Here is a 23,608-nt window from a genome sequence, read left to right on the forward strand (position 1 = left end):
AGGTTCGGTCGACGATGAAATCTTCCTATGCTCTTTCCCGCCGATCGACGCTCGGCCTGCTCGCGGGCGCGGCGCTCCCCTTCGCCGCGCGCGCCGATGGTCCCCACGACATGAACTGCATGCCGGCGTCCGGCGACAGCCCGGCGCCTGCGCCATCCGGCCCGCCGCGTAAGGTGACGATTGCGTGGAACGAAACTGCCGTCTGCACGGCCGCCGTTCCGGTTGCGAAGGCAAAGGGATTTTTCGCGCGTCGTAATATCGACGTCGATTACGTAAATTTTGCAGGATCCACCGATCAGTTGCTGGAGGCGCTGTCCACCGGCAAGGCGGACGGAGCGCCGGGGATGGCCCTGCGCTGGCTGAAGCCATTGCAGCAGGGATTCGACGTCAAGCTGGTCGCGGGGCTGCACGCGGGATGCATGTTCCTCATGACCACGCCGACCTCGGGCCTATTCAAACTTCAGGACCTGCGTGGGAAGACCATCGGCGTCACAGATATTGGCGGCCCGGATCGCAACTTTTTCTCCATTCGCCTGAAAGAGGCGGGCGTCGATCCGGAAACGGACGTGCAGTGGCGGCAGTTTCCGGTCGACCTGCTGCCCGTCGCGCTGCAACGCGGCGAGGTGCAGGCCTTTTCTGACGGCGATCCGTTCTCGACCATGCAAAAGAAGCAATTCGGACTGATCGAGATCGACAGCAATATGCGCGACAAATGGGCGCACACGACATGCTGCGTCGTCGGATTGCGCGGGTCGCTGATCCGGGATGACCCCACGACCGCCACGGGCGTTGCACGCGCGATTCTTGAAGCAGGCGCCTGGCTCTCCTGCAATCCGGACGAGGCTGCCGAAATCTTCAAGCCATACGCGCCGAAAGCGAACGCCGCCGATCTGGCTGCCATCATCCGCGCGCAGGGCCATCATCACCAGACGTCGGGCGCAGCTTTCCGGGACGAGATCGTGCTTTACGCCGACGCTTTGAAGCAGGTCGGCGTCTTCCGACCGTCGCTCGACTCCCACCGCTACGCCGAGCGATTTACTCAGGATCTGTTCAGCTCATGAGCCAGCGCCTCGCCTCATCCGTCCGGTTCGTACCCTCCCCGAACGCCACGACCGTCCGGCGTGCGTTTCCGCTGGCGCAGACGCTCCCATGGCTCGCCGGTCCGGTGTGGCTTGTGGCGGCGCTCGTAACGTGGCGCGTTCCCGACGCAGACGATTTTCCCGCCACGAATGACCTCGCCGTTCTGTTCGCGGCCGTCGGCGTCGTCCTTATGGTCGCAGCAGCTGGTCGCCGCCTGTCCGCCCGCGCGCCATGGGCCATCGCGCTTGGCGTAGGGTTCGGATTGTGGGAAGTCGCGCAAGCCAAGCTGCTCTGGCTTCCCCGCCCCTTCTTTGGAACGCCTCAGGACCTGCTCGACGTGTTTCAGAGCGACTGGCGCAAGCTCGGCGATAGCCTGCTGCATTCGCTCGCATTGCTGGCGACAGGATATCTGGGTGGGGCGACGCTGGGGATCGCCGTCGGCGCTGGACTGGGGCGGTCGCCGCGCTTCCGCTACTGGGTGCGTCCGATCATGCGGTTGGTTGGGCCGCTGCCGCCGGTCGCCCTGTTGCCGCTTGCATTCGTCCTGATCCCATCGAGCAGAGTTGCCGGAGACGCGTTGATGGCGCTTGCGGCTGGATTTCCGGTCGCGGTGCTCACATGGTCCGGCATCGCCGCCGTGGACCCGGCCTATTATGACGTGGCCCGCACGATGGGCGCGAAACAGCGCTTCCTGCTGTTTCACGTCGCCTTACCCGCGGCTACGCCGCAGATTTTCGTCGGGCTGTTCATGGGCCTCGGCGCGTCTTTCTCGATGCTCGTCGTCGCTGAAATGCTGGGTGTGAAATCCGGCCTCGGGTTCTATCTGCAGTGGGCGCAGGGATGGGCGGCCTATCCGAACATGTATGCTGCGCTGCTTGTCATGTCGTTGATGTGCTCTGCATTGATGACGGTTCTGTTCAAACTGCGCGACCATTTGCTGAACTGGCAGAAGGACGGCCTGAAATGGTGATCTCCCCCAGCCGGACGACGCCCCTCGCCCTGCGTCTCGAACACGTAAGCCATGCCTTCCATTCGGACGGCGCGGTCGTCCCTGTTATCGACAATGTATCGTTGCAGGCGGCGCCTGGAGAGTTTGTGGCGCTTCTCGGACCGTCCGGGTGCGGCAAGTCAACGCTGCTGCGTCTGATCGCAGGGCTGGAAGCCCCTAAGGAAGGGGCAATCTATGGCGACGACTCGCCCGTGACAGGCCCCGGCCCCGATCGCATCATCATGTTTCAGGATCCGACGCTTTATCCGTGGCGGAGAGTTCGCGGCAATGTCGCGCTGGGGCACGACATAAACGGACGCGCCGACGACGAAGCAGTCACCACTGCGCTGAAACTCGTCGATCTGCTCGACTTCGAACGCGCATGGCCACACCAGTTGTCGGGCGGCATGGCTCAGCGGGTGGCGCTTGCCCGCGCGTTGGTGAATGACCCGCGGTTGCTGTTGCTCGACGAGCCTCTAGGCAAGCTGGATAGTTTGACGCGCCTGACCATGCAGACAGAGATTCTGCGCGTTTGGCGTGAAAAGCAGTTCACGGCCCTGATGGTCACCCATGACGTCGAGGAAGCGTTGTTGCTGGCGACAAGAATCGTCGTATTCAGCCCCAGACCGGCGCGTGTGCTGGCGGATATCCCCGTATCTCTCCCCGAGCGACGCCATCGCGACGATCCTAAACTTTTATCTCTCAGGAAAGATATTTTAGCGCAGCTAGGACATCGGGAAGACTGGTAGGCCGCTCAGGATTTAGCTGCCAGATTCGTCAATCACCAGACCCGACGACGTCAGTTCTCGCGAAAACGTCGGGACTGGTTGCAGGACGCCCCGGCGCCTTCGCGAGATTCTGCGGGAAGGTGTGCCCGTGGGTTAAGGCACATTTTGTATATATGTTATTCTAATTCGGTTTAACAGCGATTAATGGCGCAATCGCGATAGCGTGATGGTCGCGGCGAGGCCGCCATAAGCGGCGCTTTTTGGACGGTCAGGAGTCCAAAAACAAACTTCGCCTTCAGTTTCGCCTCACATGCCGAAGACGGACTGGCCGTCATCTTTCCTCTTTCAGCGAGGGAAGTTTCCGCTAACCGGCGAAAGCGCATAAAACTGCCGCGACAACCTTCTATAGCACGGCCATCTCGAATCGTGTTGCGCCTGACATCCGCTGCTCTCGCTGAAAAAGATCTGCGCTCAGAGCAGCGAGCCCCTGCGAAACGCCCAAAGCAGGCTTTCAGTCGTTGCATTCCGTGACAAGCGCCGACGCGCCGCCGCCACGATTGTATTGCAACGATGCGCCGGGATTAAGCGAAGGATGATTCTATGAAGAAGATAATTGTGCTGGCTCTCGCGACTCTCAGCCTCGCCGCATGCTTCCCGCCCGGAGGCCCGGGGGGGCCCGGAGGCGGTGGCCCAGGTGGTGGAGGCGGTTACGGTCGTGGGCAGGGCGGCGGAGGCGGCTACGGTGGAGGAGGACAAGGGGGTGGCCAGGGTGGCGGCTACGGCGCCTACGGCGGCGGCCAACAGGGCGGCGGTTACTGATCCACCGTCATATCTATAACTGTGTGGGCCCGGCGCTCAGTCGGGACCACGCGGTCGCCAGATGTCTAGCGGGCGCTTCATCACACACATGCTGACGAGAACTGCCCCCAGCCCCTGGCGCGCACATCGACCGTCGCCAGCACGATCACCCCCTCGGCGCGCATTATCCAGAACCCAAACATTACGGACAGGATTAATAATTCCCGATTGCGCTGATGCTCGGGCGCCCGTTGGGGTGGGGGGGTACAGACCAATCGTCCACCGCCGTAACCTGATCGTCCTCCAGTTGGGCGACGAACGCGGATACCGGCAGGCTCCTGCAACCGAAATCCTGATTTTCAGTTCGCTGCCGCATCGCGCGGCGGCGGAGGTGGGGGACACCCATCTCGTGGCGGCGGCGGAGGAGGACGACCATTCCCGGAAGGTGGCGGCCCTCCGTCAGGCGGTGGCGGCATATCGCGACCACCGGGCGGAGGTCCGCGCTTTCCATCTGGCGGCGGTGGCGGGCGTTTGCAGCGCCCTTCCCCGTGCCTGAACCCTGGTTGCGCTTCTCCAGACGCCGCCGACTGCGCGGACGTGTAATTCTCCCCGTTGTAGACGGTACTCGTCTGCGCCGAAGCGACGCTGCTCAGTGCTACAGTTTGCGCGCCGAGCAGGCTGACCGTTGCACAAACACCCAATACGCGCTTCATCTGAACTCCGCCGGGGAAATACTCCCGGCACGTTGCCCGCATCGCGGCGGGCGCGCGAGTTACGAAGAGCAAGTGTCGGTAACATCGCGTGATGCGATGACGGTGACGCCATTAGCAGATGTCTAGTAGGAGTCGTTCGTTATAAATTTCATCCGCCAAACGACAGACGGAACAATCGTCTCAAACTCTGCTGAAGCAGGCTCACTCTATACTGAAGCCCGCGCCTGTCGTCCGCCTCAATTTTCTGTGACACAGGCGCTAGTAGCGGGAACTTCAGGGAGCGGGCCAATGCAGCCAGCGAGCACTTGACCAAAGCTTTCAAATAGCGAAGAACGCGGAATAATTATTATAAAGCACCTTTTTATAACAAAGAAAATTATAAACAATCCAGATTCATGACTATAAGTGTTCATGCGACCCCGAGCATTGACAGCCGGATTAACGGCTCCCTCCATTTGCCGAAGCAAGCAACAAAAATACTGCTTTCCCGGCAGTTTAAATCATTGCGATTTGCAAACAAATATCACACCATGCTGCGGGCGACGCAGCAAATCGGGGATGGATCGCGTCGCCCGCCCGAACCCCGGCGCAGTCACAGCGTTGAGGGGTTCAGGACGGCGCCAGAATATGCCTCATCTGTCACCGGCTCACCGGCGTCGTCCAACAAAAAAACTATACATATGACCGGCAATGGCCATTGGGTGCCTTCGAGCATATTTTCAGTTGACTCTAATTGAGAATGATATACGTTCTCAACTGTCCCCGACAGGACATCGACTTCCCTCGGCAGTAAAGATGCCGCAAAGGTTAGCCTTTGCGGCATCTTTGCGTGCGTCTCTGTAGAGGCGTAAATGTGAACGCGCCGGATCAGCGGCGGGCTTCATCTCCGACTCAACAAATCGCCCCGACATCTGGACGCTTCGAAAACTTCCAGATGGATTGAATCCAACAAAAAATTCCAATAAATCACGACACAGGTTCAAGCGAAAAAGAGAATAACGACCTGAAGGTGGCAAAGCTTTAAAGTGGATCGTCGCAGGACGAAATTTCGCGAGTTTGAGCGCCTGTCAGGTCAAGCACGAAGCCCCAAAAATCAACTGCGGCTCCTCACCTCTCCACCGCCAACCATCACAGTTCAGTCGCCGCATTGTGGTGGTGAGGCGCGACCTCATGTTTGTAGTAACCTATCGCCCATAGAACCAATATCACTACCAAGATCGGCTTCCACAGCACCCGCAGCGCCGCGAACAGAACCATGGCCAGCAGGATCGAGATGGTGAGGGGAATTATGATGAAAAAGAAGAGCATCTTGCCGCCGTGCCGGGAGTAGTGAATCCGACGAGCATCCTACCTCGAAAACACACGGCTCAATAGGCTTTGCTTATTCTTGTGTGCTGGACTACAGGGGCCGCCGGAAGCCGTTGGTCCAGTCACGTGTTCACAGATAGCGCGCTGAAAAGACATTGTTGGCAAGCGACCGGGTCGCACCTCCGGCGCCACGTTCCTGCCGAGCAGAGAGCCGCCTTGGGAGCCAACCTGCAAGATACACCCGACTTAGATCGTTCTCAGAGCGATCTGGGCTCTGCGCGGTTCATGAAACCAGGGAAAGCCTGCGGTTAATCGAATTCACAGGCGAAAGAGGATGGCTCCGGGTCAGGCTAGGTGTGCCGTGACCAGACATTTGCACGAGCTCTTCTCAATGCCGCTTGATCTTCACGGCCTTCCATAACTCGCGGATATTGACAGAGATAGACGCCACGATCTTGCTGATGAGATTGAGGTTTCGCGCGTTGCGCTCTGGACTGGCCTCCCGACGTCGACAGTTCCTCAAGCTGGCGACGTGGCGGTGATCTAGGCAGTTGAGAGGCATCCTGCCGGTCACGCTTGCATGTATGACGGCAAAATATGGATATCGAATTTCAAACAGCTTCATGGCCTTTATCCAGGACCGGCTTACCGCGCCAAGAAGCCCGCTTACGTGATCTACAGGCACAGGTGAAAAATGAGAGCGTCTGTTTTATCTGCTTTGGCTATCTTGTGCGGCGGGGCCTTGGGATCGCCAGCTATTGCGAGTGAGGCGTCTCCGGCCACGCAGGCATCCGACTTCTACCATTGGTATCTTGCCCAGCCCGGCGCGGCAGAGCCCGCATTTATGGAAACGAAGATTAAAGAATTCGTGACACCTGAACTGGTGACGAAGCTCCGCGCAATCTACAAGGCAAATGACTTTGCCGAGGGGGCAGACTACTTTTTAAAGGTTCAAGACTACGATGAGAAATACTGGAAGAAGCACATAGACGTTTCCACACCAATAACATCGGGCCAGCAAATCTTGGAACTGGTAACGCTAGGGAGCGTCGGAAAAGCGGCACTTTGCGTCCATTTCCGCAAAGTGGGCACCTCATGGAAGATCTTCGGGGTTGATGAGCCTGACCTAAAGACTGCGCCGGCAAACTGTCGCACACACATAACGGAAGAGCCCGCACAATAACGGTGCCGGGCTTACTCGCGTTCGTTTAATGCTTCGGTCACGGTGCGACTTGAAGGGTTCTAAAGGCTTCTGTCTTCAGTCATGTCCGAATTATAACCAATAAATATTGCTGCTGGCACCAGAGTCTCGACGAAGAGACCTGTTCGAGAAACGGCGGGAGATGATGGGGGAGCCGGGCACTCTCATCATCGAAAAGGCTTCGACCTAATGAGTTTTTGCATGCAAAAAATCGAGGCTGGAATTCAAGACTCCACGCACTTGAACTGGGTATCCACGGTGACGCCGGAAGAGCGGAAGCAGGATAGGCCGAGGCCACGATGCCGGGGCGGTTCGCACTAGGTGTGGCTCAAGTCACACGAGGCACGACTTGATAATAGCTTACTTCAGTTCACCAGGGGTCGAAGACACTTTAACCACGCCATTAATTCGCGACATTTTCAGAAAAGCACAGTCTGGTGGAAATTCCATCCGCTGCTCTCCAAAATCAAAATCCGCATTCATAGCTGCCCTGACAATCGAGTCGGCGATATACGCGAACAATTCTCTTCCTTCAGAGGTCGTTTTCCCGCCGTCATTGAAGCCATTTCCGTAATTTTCAGTTCGAAAGAAAAAATTATTGCCTGCTCGAATTTGCATTTGGATCTGCGTCCAGTGTCCCGGCAGGCCCCGTGCGGTTAGAAACAAATCGGCAATACGCAAGGTAGATAATTCGCGCGCCCAGAGACCTGAATTTTGCTCAACGGCTGTCGGTAGATGGCGATCTCCACTGGACGCCTCGTGTCTAGCCGCTCTGACGCTATCCGGTTTTCTTGCCATATGCATTTCTCCCCGAAAGCTTGATTGAAAGGAATCCAAATTGTTTCATATAGTTATATCTCGTTTACCAAGAAGAACCAGATAAAACCACAAAAAGCTGTGCTGAAGTCCCCCATGCAGTATCGTCGGGGGTATCCTAATTACGCAAGGGACACAGCGTGGGTAGCGCCGATCGCGCCACAGAAGCCCGTCATGGCCGGTGAACCACATTTTGGTCCGCGACGCGAACAGTAAAAGCGCGATGCAACCCGGATCGCACGTCAGAGGGGCGAACGGACGCTCCCCAAAGCGCAATCAGCATGAGGGACCACATGGGGAGCGAGCAAGCGAACGAAATCGCCGATTTTTTGATCTTATAATATATTTTTGGAGAGGCTGGCTCCCGAAGTAGGACTCGAACCTACGACCCAGCGATTAACAGTCGCTTGCTCTACCAACTGAGCTATTCGGGACCAGCGGGGCACCGTATAGCCAAGGCAGCCCGGCGCCGTAAAGCCCCTCTGGCAAAGATTTTTTCACCCGGCGTTTTTGACATCCGGCGCGGCTGAGGGCAGCAAGGAACCTGCAGGGCGCAGCCGGAGACGCATCAGAAGCCTATGACCGCGCAGGACGGAAAGAAACCGGCGACCGGACGCAGGCGCGCCTTAATGCTGGCAGGCGGCGTAGCTGGCGCGGCGGCGGCGTATGGCGTGGCGACGCAGTGGCGCCACCCGACGAAGAGCCACCGTGAGCCGGATGGCCGCTTCAGGACCCTGACCCTGCACTGGCCACACGCGGATCGCGATCCGGTGCTGATCGTCGCGCGAGAGCGCGGGTTCTTCGCGAACTACAGCCTCGACGTCAAAACGCCCGGAGAGACACCCACGGGCAACAGCGCCATCAGCGAAATCGCTCAGGACCACGCGATCGGCGCGGTCGCCCCCGCCCTCTCCTGGCTGCCCCGGTTGCATGACGGAATGCCGGCAAAACTGGTCGCTGGCCTTACGGCGGGCTCCTTCCGGGTTCTTGTCCGTGTCAAAAGCGGCGTGACGCGTCTGGAGAGCATCGTCGGGAAGACGATAGCGACGACAGACGAGGACAGCGCCGACCGGCGTTTTTTCTCGGTGCTGCTCCGCCGCAAAGGCATAGACGCAGACCGGAGCGTGAACTGGACCCTGCTCCCCATGAACGAGGTGTCGGGCGCCCTTGCCTCGGGAGATGTCGACGGCGTCGTGGCGCATGATCCGTTCGCCTGGACGCTGCTCACCGCGCCGGGCGCCGGGCTTAAGGAACTGGCGGGTTCAACCACTGGATTGTATGCCGAGCGCGTAAATCTCGTGCTCGGCCTTACGGACGAATTTCTCGACAGCGACCCGGACGGAAGCGTCGCCCTCACCCTTGCGCTACGCGATACCTGTCGATGGATCGCGGCGCATACGGACGAAGTTTCCACGCTTCTCTCGCATCACCTGACTGACATGGATGACGACGCCGTCGATGCGATGCTGGCCCATGAACCTCGGCCGGTTCATCTGCTTGGGCGATGGCTGCGCGACCAGATGGCCCAGTACGCGGACGAACTGAAGCTGATCGGTCGTCTCCCTGACGCTCTGGATTCCGGCGCATTCGCGAAATCGATCTGCCGCAACGTCCTGCACGTCTGAGCGCAACTCCGGGCCATAGCCGGATGCGGCCCTGCACCGCGACCCGATTAGCCTACGGCTCCGTAACGCACGCCCGCGGCCTTGAGCCAGCGGCGATAGGCGACTGAAACCGAGTCGGCGCGGGTGGGAATCTCCGCCTTGGGCGAAAGCGGCAGGCGCGCGGGGCGTTGGTTTTCCAAGATGATCCGGTCCTGCACGAAAATACGCTGCTGGAACTGCGCCAGTTCGGCTTGTGAAGAGGTTCCATCGATCAGAAACATCACCGGATAGGCGACCGAACGCTCCTGATCGACCGGCCTGACGAACAGACAAATCACATCCGGACGCGTCGGGTCGTTCGGGCAGGATTTGTAAAGCAAGGTCAGAAACGGCGCCGCCACGCGATAGGCGTAATCCGTGGTCATGCCGCCAACCGACGACCGCGCCGCCTGCGGCTGCTCGAACCGACACTCCGTCGCCCAGATTTCATCGACGTCGACACGGTGCTCCGTTCGGTAAGGCGCGACCTCGGTGATTGGCTCCGCGCCGAGGATATTGGTGTGGACGAACGGAAAATGCGCCATGTCGAGAAAATTCTCGACGACCCGCAGGCCTGACGTCCGCACATTGATGGCCCCACAGGGCACGACGCGACGATCGGGTTCCGCAGCTTCCGCAATCTCGACGACATCACCTTTCGGTCGCCCCAGCGTTGTCCACAGACAGGCGTGAGCCTTGCGCGCTGGCAGTAAAGCGGCCGTGCCCGCGCGCCGCACCGCGACCCCATCGTCATCGCCTGAAACCAGAAGATCGTAGCCCAACAGACGAACACTCGTTTCACTCGCCTTCAGGGATGCGAGAAACGCAACGGGATACCATTGGTCCAAAATCGCCCTGTCGTCATCTTCCGGTCGCGCCGCCAAGTCGGTCATCGTGCGTTCTCCCTGTCGGTGATCGGCCTTCTGCAACCGCTTAGACTCCCTCCGGCCCGCTGTCGGCGACGACGCGCCCCGAATGACACGCCCCAATGACCTGAATAGCCGGCCCGCGGATGCGACGCCCCTTAGCGCACCGAACGGTAATACGGGGCGCCAAGCGCTGCGGGGGCCGCCATGGCGCGACGCATACGTTTCCACAACACCACAGGAAGGATGATGAAAGCCAACGTGCCGAGATAAGGAAGCATGTTCAGCACCGGCGCCGCGATCGGCCAGCCGCGCGCCTGCCCCAGAAAGCCGATGGCGCTGATTAGCCCGAACAGCAATCCTGCTCCGGCGGCGTTGAATGGCCGGTAACCGGAGAAAATCACCAGCGCGACGGCAATCCAGCCGCGACCCGACACCATCCCTTCCGACCAACTCGGGATGACGGCGAGACTGAGATACGCTCCCGCCGCACCCGCGAATGCGCCGCCCAAGACCGTATACCAGAACCGGATCGCCTGCACCGGAACGCCCACGGCGTCCGCAGCCGCCGGATTCTCGCCAACCGCGCGCATGTTGAGACCATGACGCGTATGGAACAGCAGCATATGCAAAAGAGCTGGAAGGACCAGATAGATCGGGAACACCAGAAGGTTCTGTCCGAAAAATGCAGGACCGATCACCGGTATCGACGACAGCAGAGGAACGGGTTCAGGACCGAAAGTCACGGGTAGCGGCAAACCGGCCACTGAATGGCCGATCGTCGCCGACAGGCCAAGTCCGAGAAACGTCGTCGCCAGCCCGCACAGAACCTGATTGGCCCGCATGACCACGGTGGCGAAGGCGAAGGCCGCGGCGCCCGCAGCGCCGACACAAATCGCCGCCAGCAACCCGACCCACGGGCTCCCGGAGGCAATCGCCGCAAGCGCCGCCGTCGCCGCGCCGATCGACATCAGCCCTTCCACGCCGAGGTCGGTCACGCCGACCCGCTCCGCCAGCACCTCACCAAGCGCCGCGAGCGAGAGCACACCGCCCGCCAGCGCCGCCGTCGTCAGAAGACCAGTCAGAAGCATGATCATGCTGCAGCCCCCGATCGAGTAGACGAAGCGGGCGCGACCGGTCGGTAATGCGCCAGTTCGTCGCCAATCGCGATCAGCAACAGCACGAGTCCTGTAATCGCGAGGACCGCCGTGGCAGCAAGCTGCTGCGTCTGCAACACAATGCCCGCGTCAAGGATCAGCGCCATCAGCAACGCCGCAGGAATAACCGCGAGGCAGGACCGCCGCGCCAGCACCGCCACAACAATCCCGAGATAGCCGAAATTATCCGCCATTCCGCCCTGCAGCCGATGCACCGTCCCGGCGACCTCGAACATGCCCGCCAGCGCCGCAAGCGCGCCGGAGAGCAGCATCACGGCGATCACCCGGCCGCGCATCGGCATCCCGGCATAGCGTGCTGCGCCCGGATTGGCGCCGCTGACGCGCACTTCGTAACCCCAGCCAGTCCAGGTCATGATTGCCGCCAGCCCCGCCGCGATCGCCAGAGAAAGCGGAAATCCCCAATGCACGACGCCCCATAATTCGGGGATTGCGTCCGATATGCGGCCAGAAGACGCAAGAGCCCCCGTTACCCTGTCGCGCCATGGACCGGTCGCCAGCCAGTACGTAAGCAGCCCGGCCACGAAGTTGAGCAGCAATGTGGTGATGATCTCGCTGACGCCCGCATAAGCGCGCGCAAGGGTCGGCACGACAATCCACGCCATGCCACAGGCGATCGCGGCAAGAGCCATAAGCGGCAGCACGATGATTTGCGGGCCGGGCAGGTACAACCCCACGCCCGCCGCGCCGATCGCGCCAAGGTAGAACTGCCCCTCGCCGCCGATGTTCCACAATCCGATGCGGCTGGTGACCGTGACGGCGGCGCCGGTCAACACCAAGGGCGTCATGAAAAGCGCAAGATCTTCCAGCCCAAAACGGGAACCAACCGTCGAGCGCAACACCAGTTCGCCCAGAACGAACACATCGCGCCCGGACAGCGCCAACAACACGCCGACGATCAACGCCGCAGCGACAAGCGCCGCAGCCCGCCACGCAAGCACCAGCCGGGCTGGCGCTGTGGGAAATCGCTGAAACCGCGTCATCCCACGCCTCCTCCCGACGCCGCATCCTCGCCCACATTGCGACCGCCCATCAGCAGCCCGATCCGTTCGATATCCGCGCCCTCCGCGTCGAGCGTCGCCATCAACCGCCCGTGGAACATCACCCCGATCCGATCCGAGAGGTTGAGCAGTTCCTCCAGATCCTCGGAAACCAGCACAATGGCGACTCCCTTGTCCCGCAACTCAGCGAAATAGCGGTGCATGGTCGCGATGGCGCCGATATCCAGCCCCCGGCTCGGGTAGGCGGCCACCAGCACGCGGCTGGCGATGCGCATTTCGCGACGCGCGACCAGACGTTGCTGGTTGCCGCCGGACAGGTTGCGTACAGGAGCGCCGAAATCAGGAATGCGAACCTCCGCGAGGCCCGCGATCTCGCGCGCCAACGCAAGCGCCGCGTCAGCGCGAAAGAGCCCGGAACCGCCAATCGGCGGCGCCCGGTATTCACGAAGCGCCATATTGTCCGTAGTCCCCAGCGACGGCGCGAGGGCGCTGTGCAGACGATCCTGTGGAATATGTCCGACGCCGGATCGGGCGAAAGCGTCCGCTCCGGGCGGCGCCGTCCGGCCGCCAAGCAGCACCTCGCCCCGTTCCGGAGACAGCAACCCCGTCAGAACCTCGGTCAGTTCGCGTTGCCCGTTGCCCGCCACGCCTGCGATCCCGAGAATTTCTCCGCCGAACACGTCAAGCGTCACGTCCGACAGCGTCTCGACCCCGCGCTCGTCGCGGATCGAAACGCTGCGCAGGCTCAATTCCGGCGCGGTGCCGCGTCCTGCGGCCCCCTCGGCGCGGGCGCGCATGTCCTGGGGAACGATCTCCCGCCCGACCATCCTCGCCGCCAGCATGCGCGGGGAACACTCCCGCGTCTCCCACGTCCCGACATTGCGGCCACCGCGAAGGATTGTGACGCGGTCTGAAATCTCCATGACCTCGTCAAGCTTGTGACTGATGATGATGACCGCGTTGCCTCCGGCGCGAAACGCCCGCAGCGCCGAGAACAGGTCGCGCGCTTCCGCCGGGGTCAGAACCGCCGTCGGTTCGTCAAGGATCAGAAGCCGAGCCCGACGGGCGAGCACGCGCAGGATTTCGACGCGCTGCTGCTCGCCCGCCGACAGGTCCTCAACCCGCGCCGATGGGTTGACAGGAAACCCGAACTGTTCGGACAACGCCCGCGTTCTGGCCTCCAGAACGGCGGGGGATGCGTTGCGCGGCGTCTCCGACCAGCCAAGATGGATATTCTCGGCGACCGTGAAGGCGGGCACGAGCTTGAAGTGCTGATGCACCATGCCGACGCCTGCACGGATCGCCTCCTGAGGGGATGCGAACTCGGCGCCGTAGCCGTCCAGAATCATCTCGCCCGCGTCAGGCTGATAGATGCCCGTCACCACGTTCATCAACGTGGATTTGCCCGCGCCGTTCTCGCCCAGAAGAGCAAGAATCTCGCCCGGACGAACGTCGAGACTAACGTCCTCGTTCGCAATCACGCCTGGAAAATATTTGCATATGCCGACAAGTTGCAAAACCGGCGGTGTGCCTGGCGCAGCGGAAGGCATCTCCATCCCCGCCTCCTGCGCGGCCGTGTCAACCAAGGCCGGTCATCCCTTGCACGCCCCAATCCCATTGATAAATGGCGTCATCGTTCATCACCGTTCCCTCGGGCACGCGGATCGCGCCGGTGTTGTCGCGGATGGGACCGCGAAACGGGTTATATCCGGACAGAATGCGCTCGCGCATCGCATCCGCCCTCGCCGCGATGTTCGGCGGCACGGTCTCGCCCCATGCGTCGCGATCAACCCCGTCCGACAAGGTCAGGAAATGCGGCGCCGCACGCCAGGATCCGTTGAGCCGAGCACGGACCTGTTCAACGTAAAAACGAGAAAAATCCAGCGTGACCGAGCTGACATAGGCTTTCGGCCCGAACTGCCGCATGCCCAGATTCCACATCGCCGCCTTGATCCCGCGGGCCTCCGCCACGCGAAGATAGGCAGGTTCGTCCGTAATGCCGCACAGAAAATCGCATCCGCTGTCCACCAGCGCGCTGGCCGCCTGCGTTGCGGCCTGCGGGTCGAACCATGCGTTGATGGCTATGGCGCGCATCGTGCACGCCGGATTGACGGATTGCGCGCCCAGCAAGGTCGCATTGGCGCTTGCGTAGACGGACGGAATCGGAAACGTTCCGACATAACCAAGCTGATTCGTTTTCGTCATTAAACCTGCGGCGATGCCGATGATGTAGCTCGCATACCAGTGGGTGATGTAATACCACCCCAGATTGCCGGTCACCGTGTGCCCGTCGCACTCCAGAAATCCGACATCCGGCGCCCTGTCGGCCACGTCCTTTATGAAGTCGCCGTAGTTCGACGTGGAGATGACCAGTTGCGCGCCCTCGGCGACGAATTGCCGAAATATGCGCGTCGCATCCGCCGAGTAAGGGATACTTTCGACGAAAACCGTTTTCAGTTTTGGAAAAGCCTTGCGTACCGCCTGTACGCCAAGGTCATGCGCCGTCGTCCACCCACCATCGGTGATCGGCCCAGTGTGACCGAATGCGACCAGCGCATCCTCTTCAGCGACAGGTTTCAGGGGAGAGGCGCCGAACGCAGGACGCAGCACGCCCGGGATCAAGCCTGCGCCGAAACTCGCCGCAGCGCCGCGCAACAGGGAGCGGCGACCGGACGGCACAGACGACCCGTCCCAGGGTCCTCTCTCCACACCCTCTGGCCGACGACGCTCCGTAAAGACTCCCCCCGGACCCTTCACGCGCCGGCTTTCCGCTCAGAACGCATACTGTCCCCCTTGCCGCAACGTCGTCCCGGACTTAGCCCCCCGGCATGTCGTTCCGAAAACGTTGCGATCCCCTTGTTGCGACAATTAACGCGATCAGGCAAGCGCGGCGCTTTCGACAACGCCGACGCCTGCCGCCTCAAGCTTCTGCAGCGCTTCGTCGTAAGGTCCGATGCCGCGACAGGCGTCGACGATCACGACGCTTTCAAAGCCCGCGCTTTTCGCATCGATCGCGGTGGCCGATACGCAATAGTCAAGCGCGAGCCCGGTCACGAACACACGTTCGACGCCGACCTCCCGCAACCACGACGCCAACCCCGTGGCGCTGACCTGGTCGTTGTCCAGAAAAGCGGAGTAGCTGTCGACGGTCTTGCTGCGTCCTTTTCTCAGAACCAGCGCTACTGGAGCGGAAACGATTCCTGTAGCGAGGGCCGCCCCCTCCGTCCCTGCGACGCAGTGCTGCGGCCAGGGGCCGGCTGGCTCGCTAGTCTGAAACGACACATGGCCGGGCGGATGCCAATCCTGAGTGGCGACGACGGCGCCGAACGGCAGCGTCGCAAGGCGGTTGATCAACGGGATCACGGCATCTCCGTCGGGCACCGCAAGCGCGCCACCGGGAAGGAAGTCGTTCTGGACGTCGATGATGAGCAAGGCGTCGCGGGATGAGATCGGCATCATGACCCGAGTGTGTCGCCCTGCGCCAAAGCGCGTCAATCCGCAGCCCAGATTAAAGACGGAGCCAGCGCTTCCGTCAGACCAGCACGTCCAGTTCAGGCGGCTCCCGTCCCTCCGCCACACAGAGTATGTTGTGAAGCATACGCTCGACGTTGCCTGCATAGGCGTCCGCCGATATCGCACCGACATGTGGCGTGACGATCATTCGATCCACCTTCAGGAAAGGATGATCCGACCCGATCGGCTCGACGGAATAGACGTCGATCGCCGCTCCTCCGAGACGCCCATTACGCACTGCCTCTGCGAGGTCATCCTCGACGACGAGCCCCCCGCGCGCCGTGTTGACGACGAATGCGCCCTTCTTCATCCGCGCGATCGCGGTCCTGTCGATCAGCCCTTCCGTCTCCTTCGAAAGCGCGCAGTGCAACGAGATGATATCCGAGGTCGCGATCACCTCGTCGAGCGGCGCGTAGCGCACGCCGAGTTCACGCTCCTCGACCGAGGAGAGCGGCGTGCGCTTGTAATAGAGGACCGTGCAGGAAAATCCTCGCAAAAAACGGGCAAGTTGCTTGCCGATGTATCCAAGTCCGATCAGACCCACGGTTTTTCCCGTAAGTTGTCGCGACGTTCCGCCCAGTGCGCCCTTGAGCCATCGACCGTCATGCAACCCGACATGTCCTGCGACGATATTGCGTCCCAGCGACAGGATCAGCCCCAAAGCGGTCTCCGCAACCGCGACCGCATTGCTTCCCGTCGTGCGCATGACGCGCACGCCATGTTGGCAAGCGGCCTCAAGGTCGATGTTGTCGTAGCCGACGCCCCATTTCTGCACGCCCTTGAGCCGCGCAGCAGCGCCGACGCGTATCATGTCCGCCGTTACCGGAACGTCCCCTGTGATTGCGAAGTCAGCGTCCGCAATGGCCGCCAACTGATCTTCCACAGAGCGGCTCCTTGTTGTCGCAAGCGTAAAACCCTCTGGCAGATAACGAGAGAACCTGGCAATTCCCTCTTCCGGCATCGGGTCTAAAATCACGAGACGCAGGGACATCAGCTTCCGTATCTCCGTTATCAGACCGAAACCACATCGGCCTGAAAATTAAGAACTTTGATAAATATCTAAAAAGCGATCACAAGGCAGAACGACAGATCAACATTCCGTTCACATCAAAACGTTATCACTGCTTACCGGCCGAAGCGCCCGTCCCATCGTCCTCGGTCGTCTCCTTCGCGGCGCTTTCCGGCGCGCGATCGGGCCAGAAGCGCACGCCGGGTTTCGCAAGACCGCCGCCAAGCGCGATCGCCACGCCGTCCGCGCGCCAGCAGGCCGCGCCTTCCATAGCGCCGTCTGCCCTGAACCCGATTGCGTTCATCCCTCCGCCAATGTGCGGTTTCTGCCGCACGTCGTATCCGGACTGTGCAAGCGCGTCCTCCCGCAGCCGGTAAGCTGGCTCAATCTCGACCTCCGCCCCCTGCGTCCAGAGACGCGGCGCCTCGACCGCTTCCTGCAAGGACATGCCGTGATCGAGAAGATTGACGATGGCCTGAAACACTGAGGGAAAGATTCTCAACCCGCCTGGCATGCCAAGAGCGAAACGAGGAGCGCCGTCGCGCAACACCATCATCGGCGCCATCGACGTCGGAACGCGCTTCCCCGGCTGGATTGAAAGCGCATGCCCCGGATGAGGGTCGAAATTGCTCATGTAGTTATTGGGAATGATCCCCGTTTCAGGGTCCATGAAACGGGCGCCGAACAGACCGTTGATCGTATGCGTCGCCGCCACGACGTTTCCTTCCCCGTCCGCAACCGTAACGTGCGTCGTGTCCGCGCTTTCCCGTCCGTATGCAGGAATATCGGCAAGCGCACCGCCCGCGCCGTGAAGGCGCGCAACGCAATCGCGCGCGTAATCTTTGGCTGTCAACCGCGCAACGGGGACATCCACGAAAGCTGGGTCGCCGCTGAACCGACGACGATCCTCGAAGGCGATTTTAATGATTTCAGTCAGGACGCGCAGACTCTCAACACTGCCGAAACCCATGGCTGCAACGTCGAATTCCTCGAGCATGTTCAGCATCTGCGCGACATGCACGCCGGACGACGCAGGCGGAGGCGGCCCCACGATATCGAAACCTCGATACCGCCCGACGATCGGCGCCCGGTCTACGGTCCGGTAATCCCGCAGATCGGCCTCGGTCAGCCAGCCCGGATCATCCCCGGAAGCAATGCGCCGCACCAGCGCCTCGCCCAACGCCCCACCGTGCAGCGCCGAGGCCCCGTCAGCGGCGATCAGTTCAAGCGCCTCCCCGTAAACAGGCTGACGCAGGCGCGAACCGACCGGCAACGCCCGCCCGTCCGGCAGGAACAGCGAACGCATCACCGGGTCAGCGAGCAGATCCTCGCCGTTCTCATTGATAGCGCCTGAGAGATAATGCGTGACTTGAAAACCCGATTTGGCAAGCCTGATGGCGGGGGCGACAACATCCGCGAATGGCAGTTTGCCAAAGCGCGTCTGCATCGCGTGCCAGCCCAACAGATTTCCCGGAACGGCCACGGCGGTTGGTCCGACAAGATTGCGCCGCCCCACCGCATCCATATAACGCGGCCCCTCATCTCCCAGAGGCTCATAAATCTCAGGCGTCATAGAGGCAGCCGCGCAGGACAGCGCATCGATGACGATGTGTTCGCCGGAAGCCAGACGCAGATGCGACAGGCCGCCGCCCATCACGCCGACCATCATGGGTTCGACCACCGTGAGCGCCAGCAACGTCGCCGCCGCCGCGTCGAAAGCGTTCCCGCCAGCGGCGAGCATCTCCGCACCCGCCGCGGCGCCCATCGGATGATTGGCGACGACGACGCCCTTCTTTCCAACGACAGGAGTCTTGTCGCATGTGAAAAGTGGCGGATGAACGATCATAGGCGGTTCTCCTTGGGCCGTAACGCGTCGGAACGCCGTGCTTCCAATCCGTGACGCAGTTCACACTCCGGCGCGCTCATCCACTCGAACGAGCATCGACGGGCCGCATCAGTCGAAGCAACGGCAATTACCCCACCGGTCCGACACTCAACCAGCCGGCGGCGGGATCGCCATTCGCTTCGTTACGACGGTCGTGAATGTCGAGGGCGCCGAGCGCTTTGGTCAAGGGAGACGGCGTCGATTTTTCAGTTCGGCGCGAAAAAGCCCTGCTCCTTCGACCATGCCTCTCCTGCGCCTTCGTATCCGCCAATGCCTCGACCGGTCTGGCAAAAGCAGGGTAAAGCATGCTCCCGATCCTGTCGCAGCCCTGTGCGCCATGTCGCGCCGCACCAAGGAGAACCGTACGCAAGGCTCGCCAACGCCTCGGCAAGCTGGCCGGCGTCAGCGGCTTGCGCCCCTTACCACCTCTGACGGAATGACATTCGTTTTGGCGTCGCCACCTTCCAACCAGTCTCCCGCCCACCGTCACCTTTGAAACAAGGACTTCGCAATGCCTTCGTCGTATTACCTCGCCGAGCTCTGCGCCGCCGAAATGCGCGAAGCTGCAGCCCGCAAACCAGTCATCCTGCTGCCCATGGGCAGTTTTGAGGATCAGGGCCCCCACGCGCCCATGGGGGATTACCTCAGCGCTGCGAAAATCGCTGAAAAAATCGCGGAGCGCGCGACGCGGGACGGGCGAGAGACCTATGTCGCTCCGGTCGTCCCGTTCGGCGGAGAAGATTTCTTCGGCTATATGCCGGGAGGAATCTCTCTGTCGCAGTCAACGCTTCGCGCTGTGGTCGACGATATGCTGCGCTGCCTGCTCCGCCACGACCTTACGCGCGTCATCTTCATCAACGGACATGGCGGCAATTGCGGCGTGATCAACGACGCCACTCAAAAGGTCTGGCTTGAACGGCAGGTGATTATGCCATCCTTTTATCTCTGGCGCGTCGCACAAGACCTGTTGCCAGGCATCATCGGCGAAGAACAGGCCGCCAGATCAAGCGGCCACGGCTGCAACCCGCTGACCAGCGTCGTGATGCATCTTTTCCCTGATTTGATCAGGCCCGAACATCTCCACGCCGCCCGCACACCGAGTGACGTCTGGGGCCTGCCCGTCACCGGCTTTACGTCGCTTGCCATTGGCGACGGCGGCACAATCACAGTTCCTCTGGAAGGCGGCGACACGGTACCCGGTGGCGTGTGGGGAGGAGACCCTCGGCTCTGTTCCGCCGAAACAGGAGCGCAACTGGTCGAGAAACTGGTCTCGATCGGCTCCGAAATCGTGCAACATGTAACCGATCATTCCGACCCGCAGACAGGCAAGGCCATTCTATAAATATTCCTTGCGAAGAAAAGGAAAGATCGACGCTGCAAATGATCCGTCATTTGCGGCGTCGATCTTTCCTCAAGGGGCAGGCGAAATTTGGCTACGGACGCCGCCACACATCAGGGCGTCAAAAAATGGCGCCTGCGACCTCGTCTGGATTTTCCAACGAAGCGAAATGCCCCGTGTTTGGCAATATCCGCATATTGCTTCCACGTATCAATTTTTTTACCGCTTCGCGCTCGGATGGTTTCGACCAGTCGTGATCGCCATAGACCAACGTGACCGGAACGCTGATGCGCCCATAAAGCGCCCGGGCCGCCATAAAACTCGGAAGGCTTCTGAAATACGACGTTTCGACCGTCGGATAGCCACGCCTCTTCCCGCTTCGGATCAACTCCGACACAAAATCCGATGGCAATTTGCGCCGGTCGTAAAACCCGCCACCGAGAATGCCCGACAAAACCTGCTCGTTCTCGATACTCGAAATGACTTTTCCGACACCGGGAATACGCATTCCCTTGACGACGAACGACGCGAGAGCGTTCGCTCTTTCTACCCCTTGCGGATAATCATACGTGTTGACCGCTACGACCGAGCGGATACCCTCCCCCCGCTGCGCCGCGATGCTCAGCGCCAGCGTCGCCCCCATCGACTCTCCGGCGAGGACAAGATTTTTCAAGGACAGGCGGTCGATGAAATCGAGCACGTCCCGCCGTACAGAAGGCTCGTCATAAACTGCTTGAGGGCGGATGTCGGACCAACCCATGCCCGGCAGATCCACGGCGTAGACGGTGAAACGTTCCGCCAGAAGAGGTATAAGGCGCTGAAAATAATCCAGTTGCGTCCGCAATGTATGCATCAGCAGAAGCGGAGCGCCGCTGCCCGTCACAAGATATCGGATCCTGTTTCCGGACGAGAGAACGACATGGCGAACCTCGCCTTCTCCCGACCACCTAGGTGTGTATTCATCGCTCATTTTCGGAATCCTTCCCTGTTCACACAACCCGCCGCGGTCGCCGGAATACGTATCTGCAGCCCGATCCATTCAAGAGAAAATCGTCGGGCCATTTTTCATCTTACCTTTTCCAATCGTGCATTTGCTCGTAAACGGCATACGACATCGGCGTTGTGGCGGCGAAGGCCAGATCTTGCGTCGTCACACTACGAGGCTTGATGTCGGAACACGCCGCCAGCAGCAGGGAAGACAGAGAGGCAAGAACGAAAGCCGCATTTGCACGGCTATGATTTTTAACGCGTGACATTTCTACTATCCTTTACGATAAACGATGACATGAAGATGAGATTACGATCTCATTCGGCTCTGTGGCCGTCTACAGGCGTCGCCGCGTAACGAGCGGCAGGCGAAGAACGAGAAAGATTCGGCGCCAGGGTCTGGCGTGCGGCTTCATAGGCGCTCCAGTCCGCAACATCCGGCAGCGACGGGATCGTCACCAGTTCGCCCTGATCAAGCCCGGCCAACGCCGCGTCGACCATGTCTTCCGCTTTCATGACGATTTCAGACGGCAGATGCTCTACTGGCGTGCCTGCGACATTCCAGAATTCCGTCGCCGTAGCGCCCGGCAGCACCGCCTGAACCGTGACGCCGGTCTCCGACAGTTCCTTGTGCAAAGACTGCGTCAGCGCCAGCACGAAAGCCTTGGAGCCGCCATACACGCCGTTCAGGATTTCCGGAGCAATAGCCGCAATCGACGCAATATTGATGATCACGCCCCGATCCCGCGTGACGAAACCGGGCAGTGCGGCGTAGGTCAACCGCGTCAGTGCGACGACGTTCAGGTCGATCATCGCTTCCATAGCGTCGATATTTGACTGTAGAGCCGGCGCCGACGAGCCGACGCCAGCGTTATTGACCAGCGCGGTGATGCTGTGATCGGTCTTCAGGATATCCGCCACCCGGCGCACGTCGGCGCTCTGGCCCAGATCGGCCGCCACGACTTCGACGGACCGACCGGTCGCGTCCGTGATCCGCGCGGCCATTTCGTCAAGCCGCTCCCGATTGCGGGCGACCAGAATCAGGTCATAACCGCGGCGCGCCAACCGGTCCGCGTAGATCGCGCCAATGCCCGACGATGCGCCCGTCACCAACGCCGTTCCCAGATGTTTCGTTGTCATTGCCGTGGTTCCTTTTCGTTCGAAGGCCCGTCGCCTTCGTCTGAAGCAACCATAGGCGGGCTGGTGTTTGTCTTGAATGTCGTATATGCGTCTTTTTAGGACAAAGAGGATCGCAGCCATGCAGCGTGTCGGCTTCATCATCTATCCCGGCTTCCAGATCATCGGCCTCGCCGCCGCGACAGCGTTCGAAGTCGCCAACCTCGTCAGCGACCCGCCGGTCTACGACGTATCCGTCCGCTCGGAGGCCGGCGGCACGATCCGTGGATCAGACGCCGTGTCCGTCGACAGCGAGGCGTTGGACGACACGCATTTCGACACCCTGATCGTTCTGGGCGGAACGGGAATTCCCGTTTCTTCGCCCAATTTGTTGGAATATATCCGAGCCGCATCCGGAAGCGTCCGGCGCCTCGCCTCGATCTGCACCGGCGCGTTCGTCCTTGCCGACGCCGGATTGCTCGACGGGCGACGCGCGACCACGCACTGGCTCATGTCCCCCGAACTGCGCACCCGGTTTCCCGCGATCAAGGTAGAGGAAGACAGGATATTCCTGATCGACGGCGCGATCTGGACCTCCGCCGGGATGAGCGCCGGGATCGACCTTGCGCTGGCGATGATCGAAAAGGATCTGGGTCGCGACATCGCAAGATCGGTGGCGCAGAAACTGGTGCTCTACCACCGCCGCGCGGGCGGGCAGTCCCAGCATTCGACCCTGCTGGCGCTGGAGCCCAAATCTGACCGGATTCAAAGCGCTATGGACTACGCCCGGCGTAACCTGAGGAACACTCTGGCGGTGGAGGAACTCGCCGAGGCCGCGCATCTCAGTCCCCGCCAGTTCAGCCGCCTCTTCCGCGCTGAAACAGGGGACTCTCCAGCCAAGGCCATCGAAAAACTACGCCTTGAAGCTGCACGACTTATGCTGGAACAGGGACGGCATCCTATCGAGGTCATCGCGCGAGAAACCGGCTTCGACGACCGTAACCGCATGCGCAGGGCCTTTCTGCGGGCCTATGGCGTGCCGCCGCAGGATATCAGGCGCAATCTTGCGGAGGCGTAGTGGGGAGATTCGCAGGTGTCGGTCCATGAAGCCTCAGTTAAGGCTGTGAACGCACCTCAACGATGCGATTGGGCTTAAACTTGCTGAACAAGTGGCGCGTCGACCGGTTCAAGGTAGACTCGTTTGAACTAGAGTTAGCTATCTCTCTAGGCCAACAAAAAGCGAAACCGCGCCAACCAACCATTTTCTGAGGGAAACCGTGGTGGGTGCGACAGGGATTGAACCTGTGACCCCCGCCGTGTGAAGGCGATGCTCTACCGCTGAGCTACGCACCCGGTCTCGGTGAGGCGCTGTTTAGCCAGTTGAGACGCGCGACGCAAGCCGTCGCGCGTCATTTTCCTCCCCGCTCCCGCATCCGAAACCT

The 23,608-nt window shown here is 60.9% G+C and carries 23 protein-coding genes and 2 tRNA genes; 9 read left to right on the forward strand and 16 right to left on the reverse strand.

All coding sequences use genetic code 11. The annotated features are described in order from the left end of the window. Window positions 1-14 precede the first annotated feature (14 nt). The 5 genes from J2D73_RS04275 to J2D73_RS04295 all read left to right on the forward strand — a co-directional run bounded on the left by J2D73_RS04275 (window position 15) and on the right by J2D73_RS04295 (window position 4,150). Window positions 15-1,061, forward strand: a complete 1,047-nt coding sequence (locus J2D73_RS04275) for an ABC transporter substrate-binding protein (RefSeq protein ID WP_207879741.1) — start codon at window positions 15-17, stop codon at window positions 1,059-1,061. Next, window positions 1,058-2,050, forward strand: coding sequence for an ABC transporter permease (locus J2D73_RS04280; protein WP_207879743.1), 993 nt, complete (start codon window positions 1,058-1,060; stop codon window positions 2,048-2,050). The genes J2D73_RS04275 and J2D73_RS04280 overlap by 4 nt, the downstream gene beginning before the upstream one ends. Further along, window positions 2,044-2,817, forward strand: a complete 774-nt coding sequence (locus J2D73_RS04285) for an ABC transporter ATP-binding protein (RefSeq protein WP_207879744.1) — start codon at window positions 2,044-2,046, stop codon at window positions 2,815-2,817. The genes J2D73_RS04280 and J2D73_RS04285 overlap by 7 nt, the downstream gene beginning before the upstream one ends. A gap of 579 nt (window positions 2,818-3,396) precedes the next feature. Continuing rightward, window positions 3,397-3,615: a hypothetical protein gene (locus J2D73_RS04290; protein WP_207879746.1), complete on the forward strand. Its 219-nt coding sequence runs from the start codon at window positions 3,397-3,399 to the stop codon at window positions 3,613-3,615. 235 nt (window positions 3,616-3,850) lie between these two features. Next, the gene (locus tag J2D73_RS04295) at window positions 3,851-4,150 is read left to right on the forward strand and encodes a hypothetical protein (protein ID WP_207879748.1); all 300 of its coding nucleotides are present in this window, start codon (window positions 3,851-3,853) and stop codon (window positions 4,148-4,150) included. A 1,285-nt stretch (window positions 4,151-5,435) separates the two neighbouring features. Here J2D73_RS04295 and J2D73_RS04300 read toward each other — a convergent pair. Next, window positions 5,436-5,615 carry a hypothetical protein gene (locus J2D73_RS04300; protein WP_207879750.1) on the reverse strand — a complete coding sequence of 60 codons (180 nt, stop codon included), beginning with the start codon at window positions 5,613-5,615 and terminating at the stop codon, window positions 5,436-5,438. Between the two features lie 694 nt (window positions 5,616-6,309). Between J2D73_RS04300 and J2D73_RS04305 the strand changes: the two genes are divergently transcribed. Next, entirely contained in the window at window positions 6,310-6,798 is a 489-nt protein-coding gene (locus J2D73_RS04305) for a DUF3828 domain-containing protein (protein ID WP_207879752.1), read from the forward strand. Between the two features lie 378 nt (window positions 6,799-7,176). Here the strand turns inward: J2D73_RS04305 and J2D73_RS04310 are convergent, their stop codons facing one another. Together J2D73_RS04310 and J2D73_RS04315 are read right to left on the reverse strand one after the other, a co-directional pair. After that, window positions 7,177-7,614: a hypothetical protein gene (locus J2D73_RS04310; protein WP_207879754.1), complete on the reverse strand. Its 438-nt coding sequence runs from the start codon at window positions 7,612-7,614 to the stop codon at window positions 7,177-7,179. A 376-nt stretch (window positions 7,615-7,990) separates the two neighbouring features. After that, window positions 7,991-8,066: transfer RNA gene (locus J2D73_RS04315), tRNA-Asn, on the reverse strand. Window positions 8,067-8,210: 144 nt separating this feature from the next. Between J2D73_RS04315 and J2D73_RS04320 the strand changes: the two genes are divergently transcribed. Continuing rightward, window positions 8,211-9,257 carry an ABC transporter substrate-binding protein gene (locus J2D73_RS04320; RefSeq protein ID WP_207879756.1) on the forward strand — a complete coding sequence of 349 codons (1,047 nt, stop codon included), beginning with the start codon at window positions 8,211-8,213 and terminating at the stop codon, window positions 9,255-9,257. 47 nt (window positions 9,258-9,304) lie between these two features. Here J2D73_RS04320 and J2D73_RS04325 read toward each other — a convergent pair whose 3' ends face one another. The 9 genes from J2D73_RS04325 to J2D73_RS04365 form a co-directional block, all read right to left on the reverse strand. After that, entirely contained in the window at window positions 9,305-10,168 is an 864-nt protein-coding gene (locus J2D73_RS04325; RefSeq protein ID WP_207879758.1) for an aromatic ring-hydroxylating oxygenase subunit alpha, read from the reverse strand. A 131-nt stretch (window positions 10,169-10,299) separates the two neighbouring features. Beyond that, the gene (locus J2D73_RS04330) at window positions 10,300-11,238 is read right to left on the reverse strand and encodes an ABC transporter permease (protein ID WP_207879760.1); all 939 of its coding nucleotides are present in this window, start codon (window positions 11,236-11,238) and stop codon (window positions 10,300-10,302) included. Continuing rightward, window positions 11,235-12,299, reverse strand: coding sequence for an ABC transporter permease (locus tag J2D73_RS04335; RefSeq protein ID WP_207879762.1), 1,065 nt, complete (start codon window positions 12,297-12,299; stop codon window positions 11,235-11,237). The genes J2D73_RS04330 and J2D73_RS04335 overlap by 4 nt, the downstream gene beginning before the upstream one ends. Then, the gene (locus J2D73_RS04340) at window positions 12,296-13,873 is read right to left on the reverse strand and encodes an ABC transporter ATP-binding protein (protein WP_408736820.1); all 1,578 of its coding nucleotides are present in this window, start codon (window positions 13,871-13,873) and stop codon (window positions 12,296-12,298) included. The genes J2D73_RS04335 and J2D73_RS04340 overlap by 4 nt, the downstream gene beginning before the upstream one ends. Before the next feature lie 22 nt (window positions 13,874-13,895). Next, window positions 13,896-14,939, reverse strand: coding sequence for a BMP family ABC transporter substrate-binding protein (locus J2D73_RS04345; protein WP_243429661.1), 1,044 nt, complete (start codon window positions 14,937-14,939; stop codon window positions 13,896-13,898). A 255-nt stretch (window positions 14,940-15,194) separates the two neighbouring features. Further along, window positions 15,195-15,776, reverse strand: coding sequence for a nicotinamidase (locus J2D73_RS04350; RefSeq protein ID WP_341535019.1), 582 nt, complete (start codon window positions 15,774-15,776; stop codon window positions 15,195-15,197). Window positions 15,777-15,849: 73 nt separating this feature from the next. Next, entirely contained in the window at window positions 15,850-16,821 is a 972-nt protein-coding gene (locus tag J2D73_RS04355; protein ID WP_207879764.1) for a 2-hydroxyacid dehydrogenase, read from the reverse strand. Window positions 16,822-16,948: 127 nt separating this feature from the next. Then, a complete protein-coding gene (ggt, locus tag J2D73_RS04360) occupies window positions 16,949-18,685 on the reverse strand; it encodes a gamma-glutamyltransferase (RefSeq protein ID WP_207879766.1) in 1,737 nt (578 codons plus the stop codon). Between the two features lie 127 nt (window positions 18,686-18,812). Beyond that, on the reverse strand, window positions 18,813-19,031 hold the full coding sequence (locus J2D73_RS04365; protein WP_207879768.1) for a hypothetical protein: 219 nt from the start codon (window positions 19,029-19,031) through the stop codon (window positions 18,813-18,815). A gap of 204 nt (window positions 19,032-19,235) precedes the next feature. Here J2D73_RS04365 and J2D73_RS04370 point away from each other — a divergent pair, with 204 nt between their 5' ends. Beyond that, on the forward strand, window positions 19,236-20,066 hold the full coding sequence (locus J2D73_RS04370) for a creatininase family protein (protein WP_207879770.1): 831 nt from the start codon (window positions 19,236-19,238) through the stop codon (window positions 20,064-20,066). Window positions 20,067-20,184: 118 nt separating this feature from the next. Here the strand turns inward: J2D73_RS04370 and J2D73_RS04375 are convergent, their stop codons facing one another. The 3 genes from J2D73_RS04375 to J2D73_RS04385 all read right to left on the reverse strand — a co-directional run bounded on the left by J2D73_RS04375 (window position 20,185) and on the right by J2D73_RS04385 (window position 22,190). Then, entirely contained in the window at window positions 20,185-21,033 is an 849-nt protein-coding gene (locus tag J2D73_RS04375; protein WP_207879777.1) for an alpha/beta fold hydrolase, read from the reverse strand. A gap of 100 nt (window positions 21,034-21,133) precedes the next feature. After that, window positions 21,134-21,319, reverse strand: coding sequence for a hypothetical protein (locus tag J2D73_RS04380; RefSeq protein WP_207879779.1), 186 nt, complete (start codon window positions 21,317-21,319; stop codon window positions 21,134-21,136). Between the two features lie 49 nt (window positions 21,320-21,368). Further along, window positions 21,369-22,190 carry an SDR family NAD(P)-dependent oxidoreductase gene (locus J2D73_RS04385; protein ID WP_207879781.1) on the reverse strand — a complete coding sequence of 274 codons (822 nt, stop codon included), beginning with the start codon at window positions 22,188-22,190 and terminating at the stop codon, window positions 21,369-21,371. Window positions 22,191-22,308: 118 nt separating this feature from the next. On the opposite strand from J2D73_RS04385, the gene J2D73_RS04390 reads away from it, so the two are divergent. Next, a complete protein-coding gene (locus J2D73_RS04390; RefSeq protein ID WP_207879783.1) occupies window positions 22,309-23,244 on the forward strand; it encodes a GlxA family transcriptional regulator in 936 nt (311 codons plus the stop codon). Between the two features lie 200 nt (window positions 23,245-23,444). Here the strand turns inward: J2D73_RS04390 and J2D73_RS04395 are convergent. Next, window positions 23,445-23,519 (reverse strand) — tRNA-Val (locus J2D73_RS04395). Window positions 23,520-23,608: the final 89 nt, after the last annotated feature.

It is taken from the genome of Acetobacter sacchari, assembly GCF_017377715.1.
GTDB lineage: Bacteria > Pseudomonadota > Alphaproteobacteria > Acetobacterales > Acetobacteraceae > Acetobacter > Acetobacter sacchari.

Excerpts from the sequence above, each read along its gene's own strand:
- J2D73_RS04275 (WP_207879741.1), top strand. The coding sequence starts at position 15 with ATGAAATCTTCCTATGCTCTTTCCCGCCGATCGACGCTCGGCCTGCTC.
- J2D73_RS04280 (WP_207879743.1), top strand. The coding sequence starts at position 1,058 with ATGAGCCAGCGCCTCGCCTCATCCGTCCGGTTCGTACCCTCCCCGAAC.
- J2D73_RS04285 (WP_207879744.1), top strand. The coding sequence starts at position 2,044 with ATGGTGATCTCCCCCAGCCGGACGACGCCCCTCGCCCTGCGTCTCGAA.
- J2D73_RS04290 (WP_207879746.1), top strand. The coding sequence starts at position 3,397 with ATGAAGAAGATAATTGTGCTGGCTCTCGCGACTCTCAGCCTCGCCGCA.
- J2D73_RS04300 (WP_207879750.1), bottom strand. The coding sequence starts at position 5,615 with ATGCTCTTCTTTTTCATCATAATTCCCCTCACCATCTCGATCCTGCTG.
- J2D73_RS04305 (WP_207879752.1), top strand. The coding sequence starts at position 6,310 with ATGAGAGCGTCTGTTTTATCTGCTTTGGCTATCTTGTGCGGCGGGGCC.
- J2D73_RS04310 (WP_207879754.1), bottom strand. The coding sequence starts at position 7,614 with ATGGCAAGAAAACCGGATAGCGTCAGAGCGGCTAGACACGAGGCGTCC.
- J2D73_RS04320 (WP_207879756.1), top strand. The coding sequence starts at position 8,211 with ATGACCGCGCAGGACGGAAAGAAACCGGCGACCGGACGCAGGCGCGCC.
- J2D73_RS04325 (WP_207879758.1), bottom strand. The coding sequence starts at position 10,168 with ATGACCGACTTGGCGGCGCGACCGGAAGATGACGACAGGGCGATTTTG.
- J2D73_RS04330 (WP_207879760.1), bottom strand. The coding sequence starts at position 11,238 with ATGATCATGCTTCTGACTGGTCTTCTGACGACGGCGGCGCTGGCGGGC.
- J2D73_RS04335 (WP_207879762.1), bottom strand. The coding sequence starts at position 12,299 with ATGACGCGGTTTCAGCGATTTCCCACAGCGCCAGCCCGGCTGGTGCTT.
- J2D73_RS04340 (WP_408736820.1), bottom strand. The coding sequence starts at position 13,873 with ATGGAGATGCCTTCCGCTGCGCCAGGCACACCGCCGGTTTTGCAACTT.
- J2D73_RS04350 (WP_341535019.1), bottom strand. The coding sequence starts at position 15,776 with ATGATGCCGATCTCATCCCGCGACGCCTTGCTCATCATCGACGTCCAG.
- J2D73_RS04355 (WP_207879764.1), bottom strand. The coding sequence starts at position 16,821 with ATGTCCCTGCGTCTCGTGATTTTAGACCCGATGCCGGAAGAGGGAATT.
- ggt (WP_207879766.1), bottom strand. The coding sequence starts at position 18,685 with ATGATCGTTCATCCGCCACTTTTCACATGCGACAAGACTCCTGTCGTT.
- J2D73_RS04365 (WP_207879768.1), bottom strand. The coding sequence starts at position 19,031 with ATGCTTTACCCTGCTTTTGCCAGACCGGTCGAGGCATTGGCGGATACG.
- J2D73_RS04370 (WP_207879770.1), top strand. The coding sequence starts at position 19,236 with ATGCCTTCGTCGTATTACCTCGCCGAGCTCTGCGCCGCCGAAATGCGC.
- J2D73_RS04375 (WP_207879777.1), bottom strand. The coding sequence starts at position 21,033 with ATGAGCGATGAATACACACCTAGGTGGTCGGGAGAAGGCGAGGTTCGC.
- J2D73_RS04380 (WP_207879779.1), bottom strand. The coding sequence starts at position 21,319 with ATGTCACGCGTTAAAAATCATAGCCGTGCAAATGCGGCTTTCGTTCTT.
- J2D73_RS04385 (WP_207879781.1), bottom strand. The coding sequence starts at position 22,190 with ATGACAACGAAACATCTGGGAACGGCGTTGGTGACGGGCGCATCGTCG.
- J2D73_RS04390 (WP_207879783.1), top strand. The coding sequence starts at position 22,309 with ATGCAGCGTGTCGGCTTCATCATCTATCCCGGCTTCCAGATCATCGGC.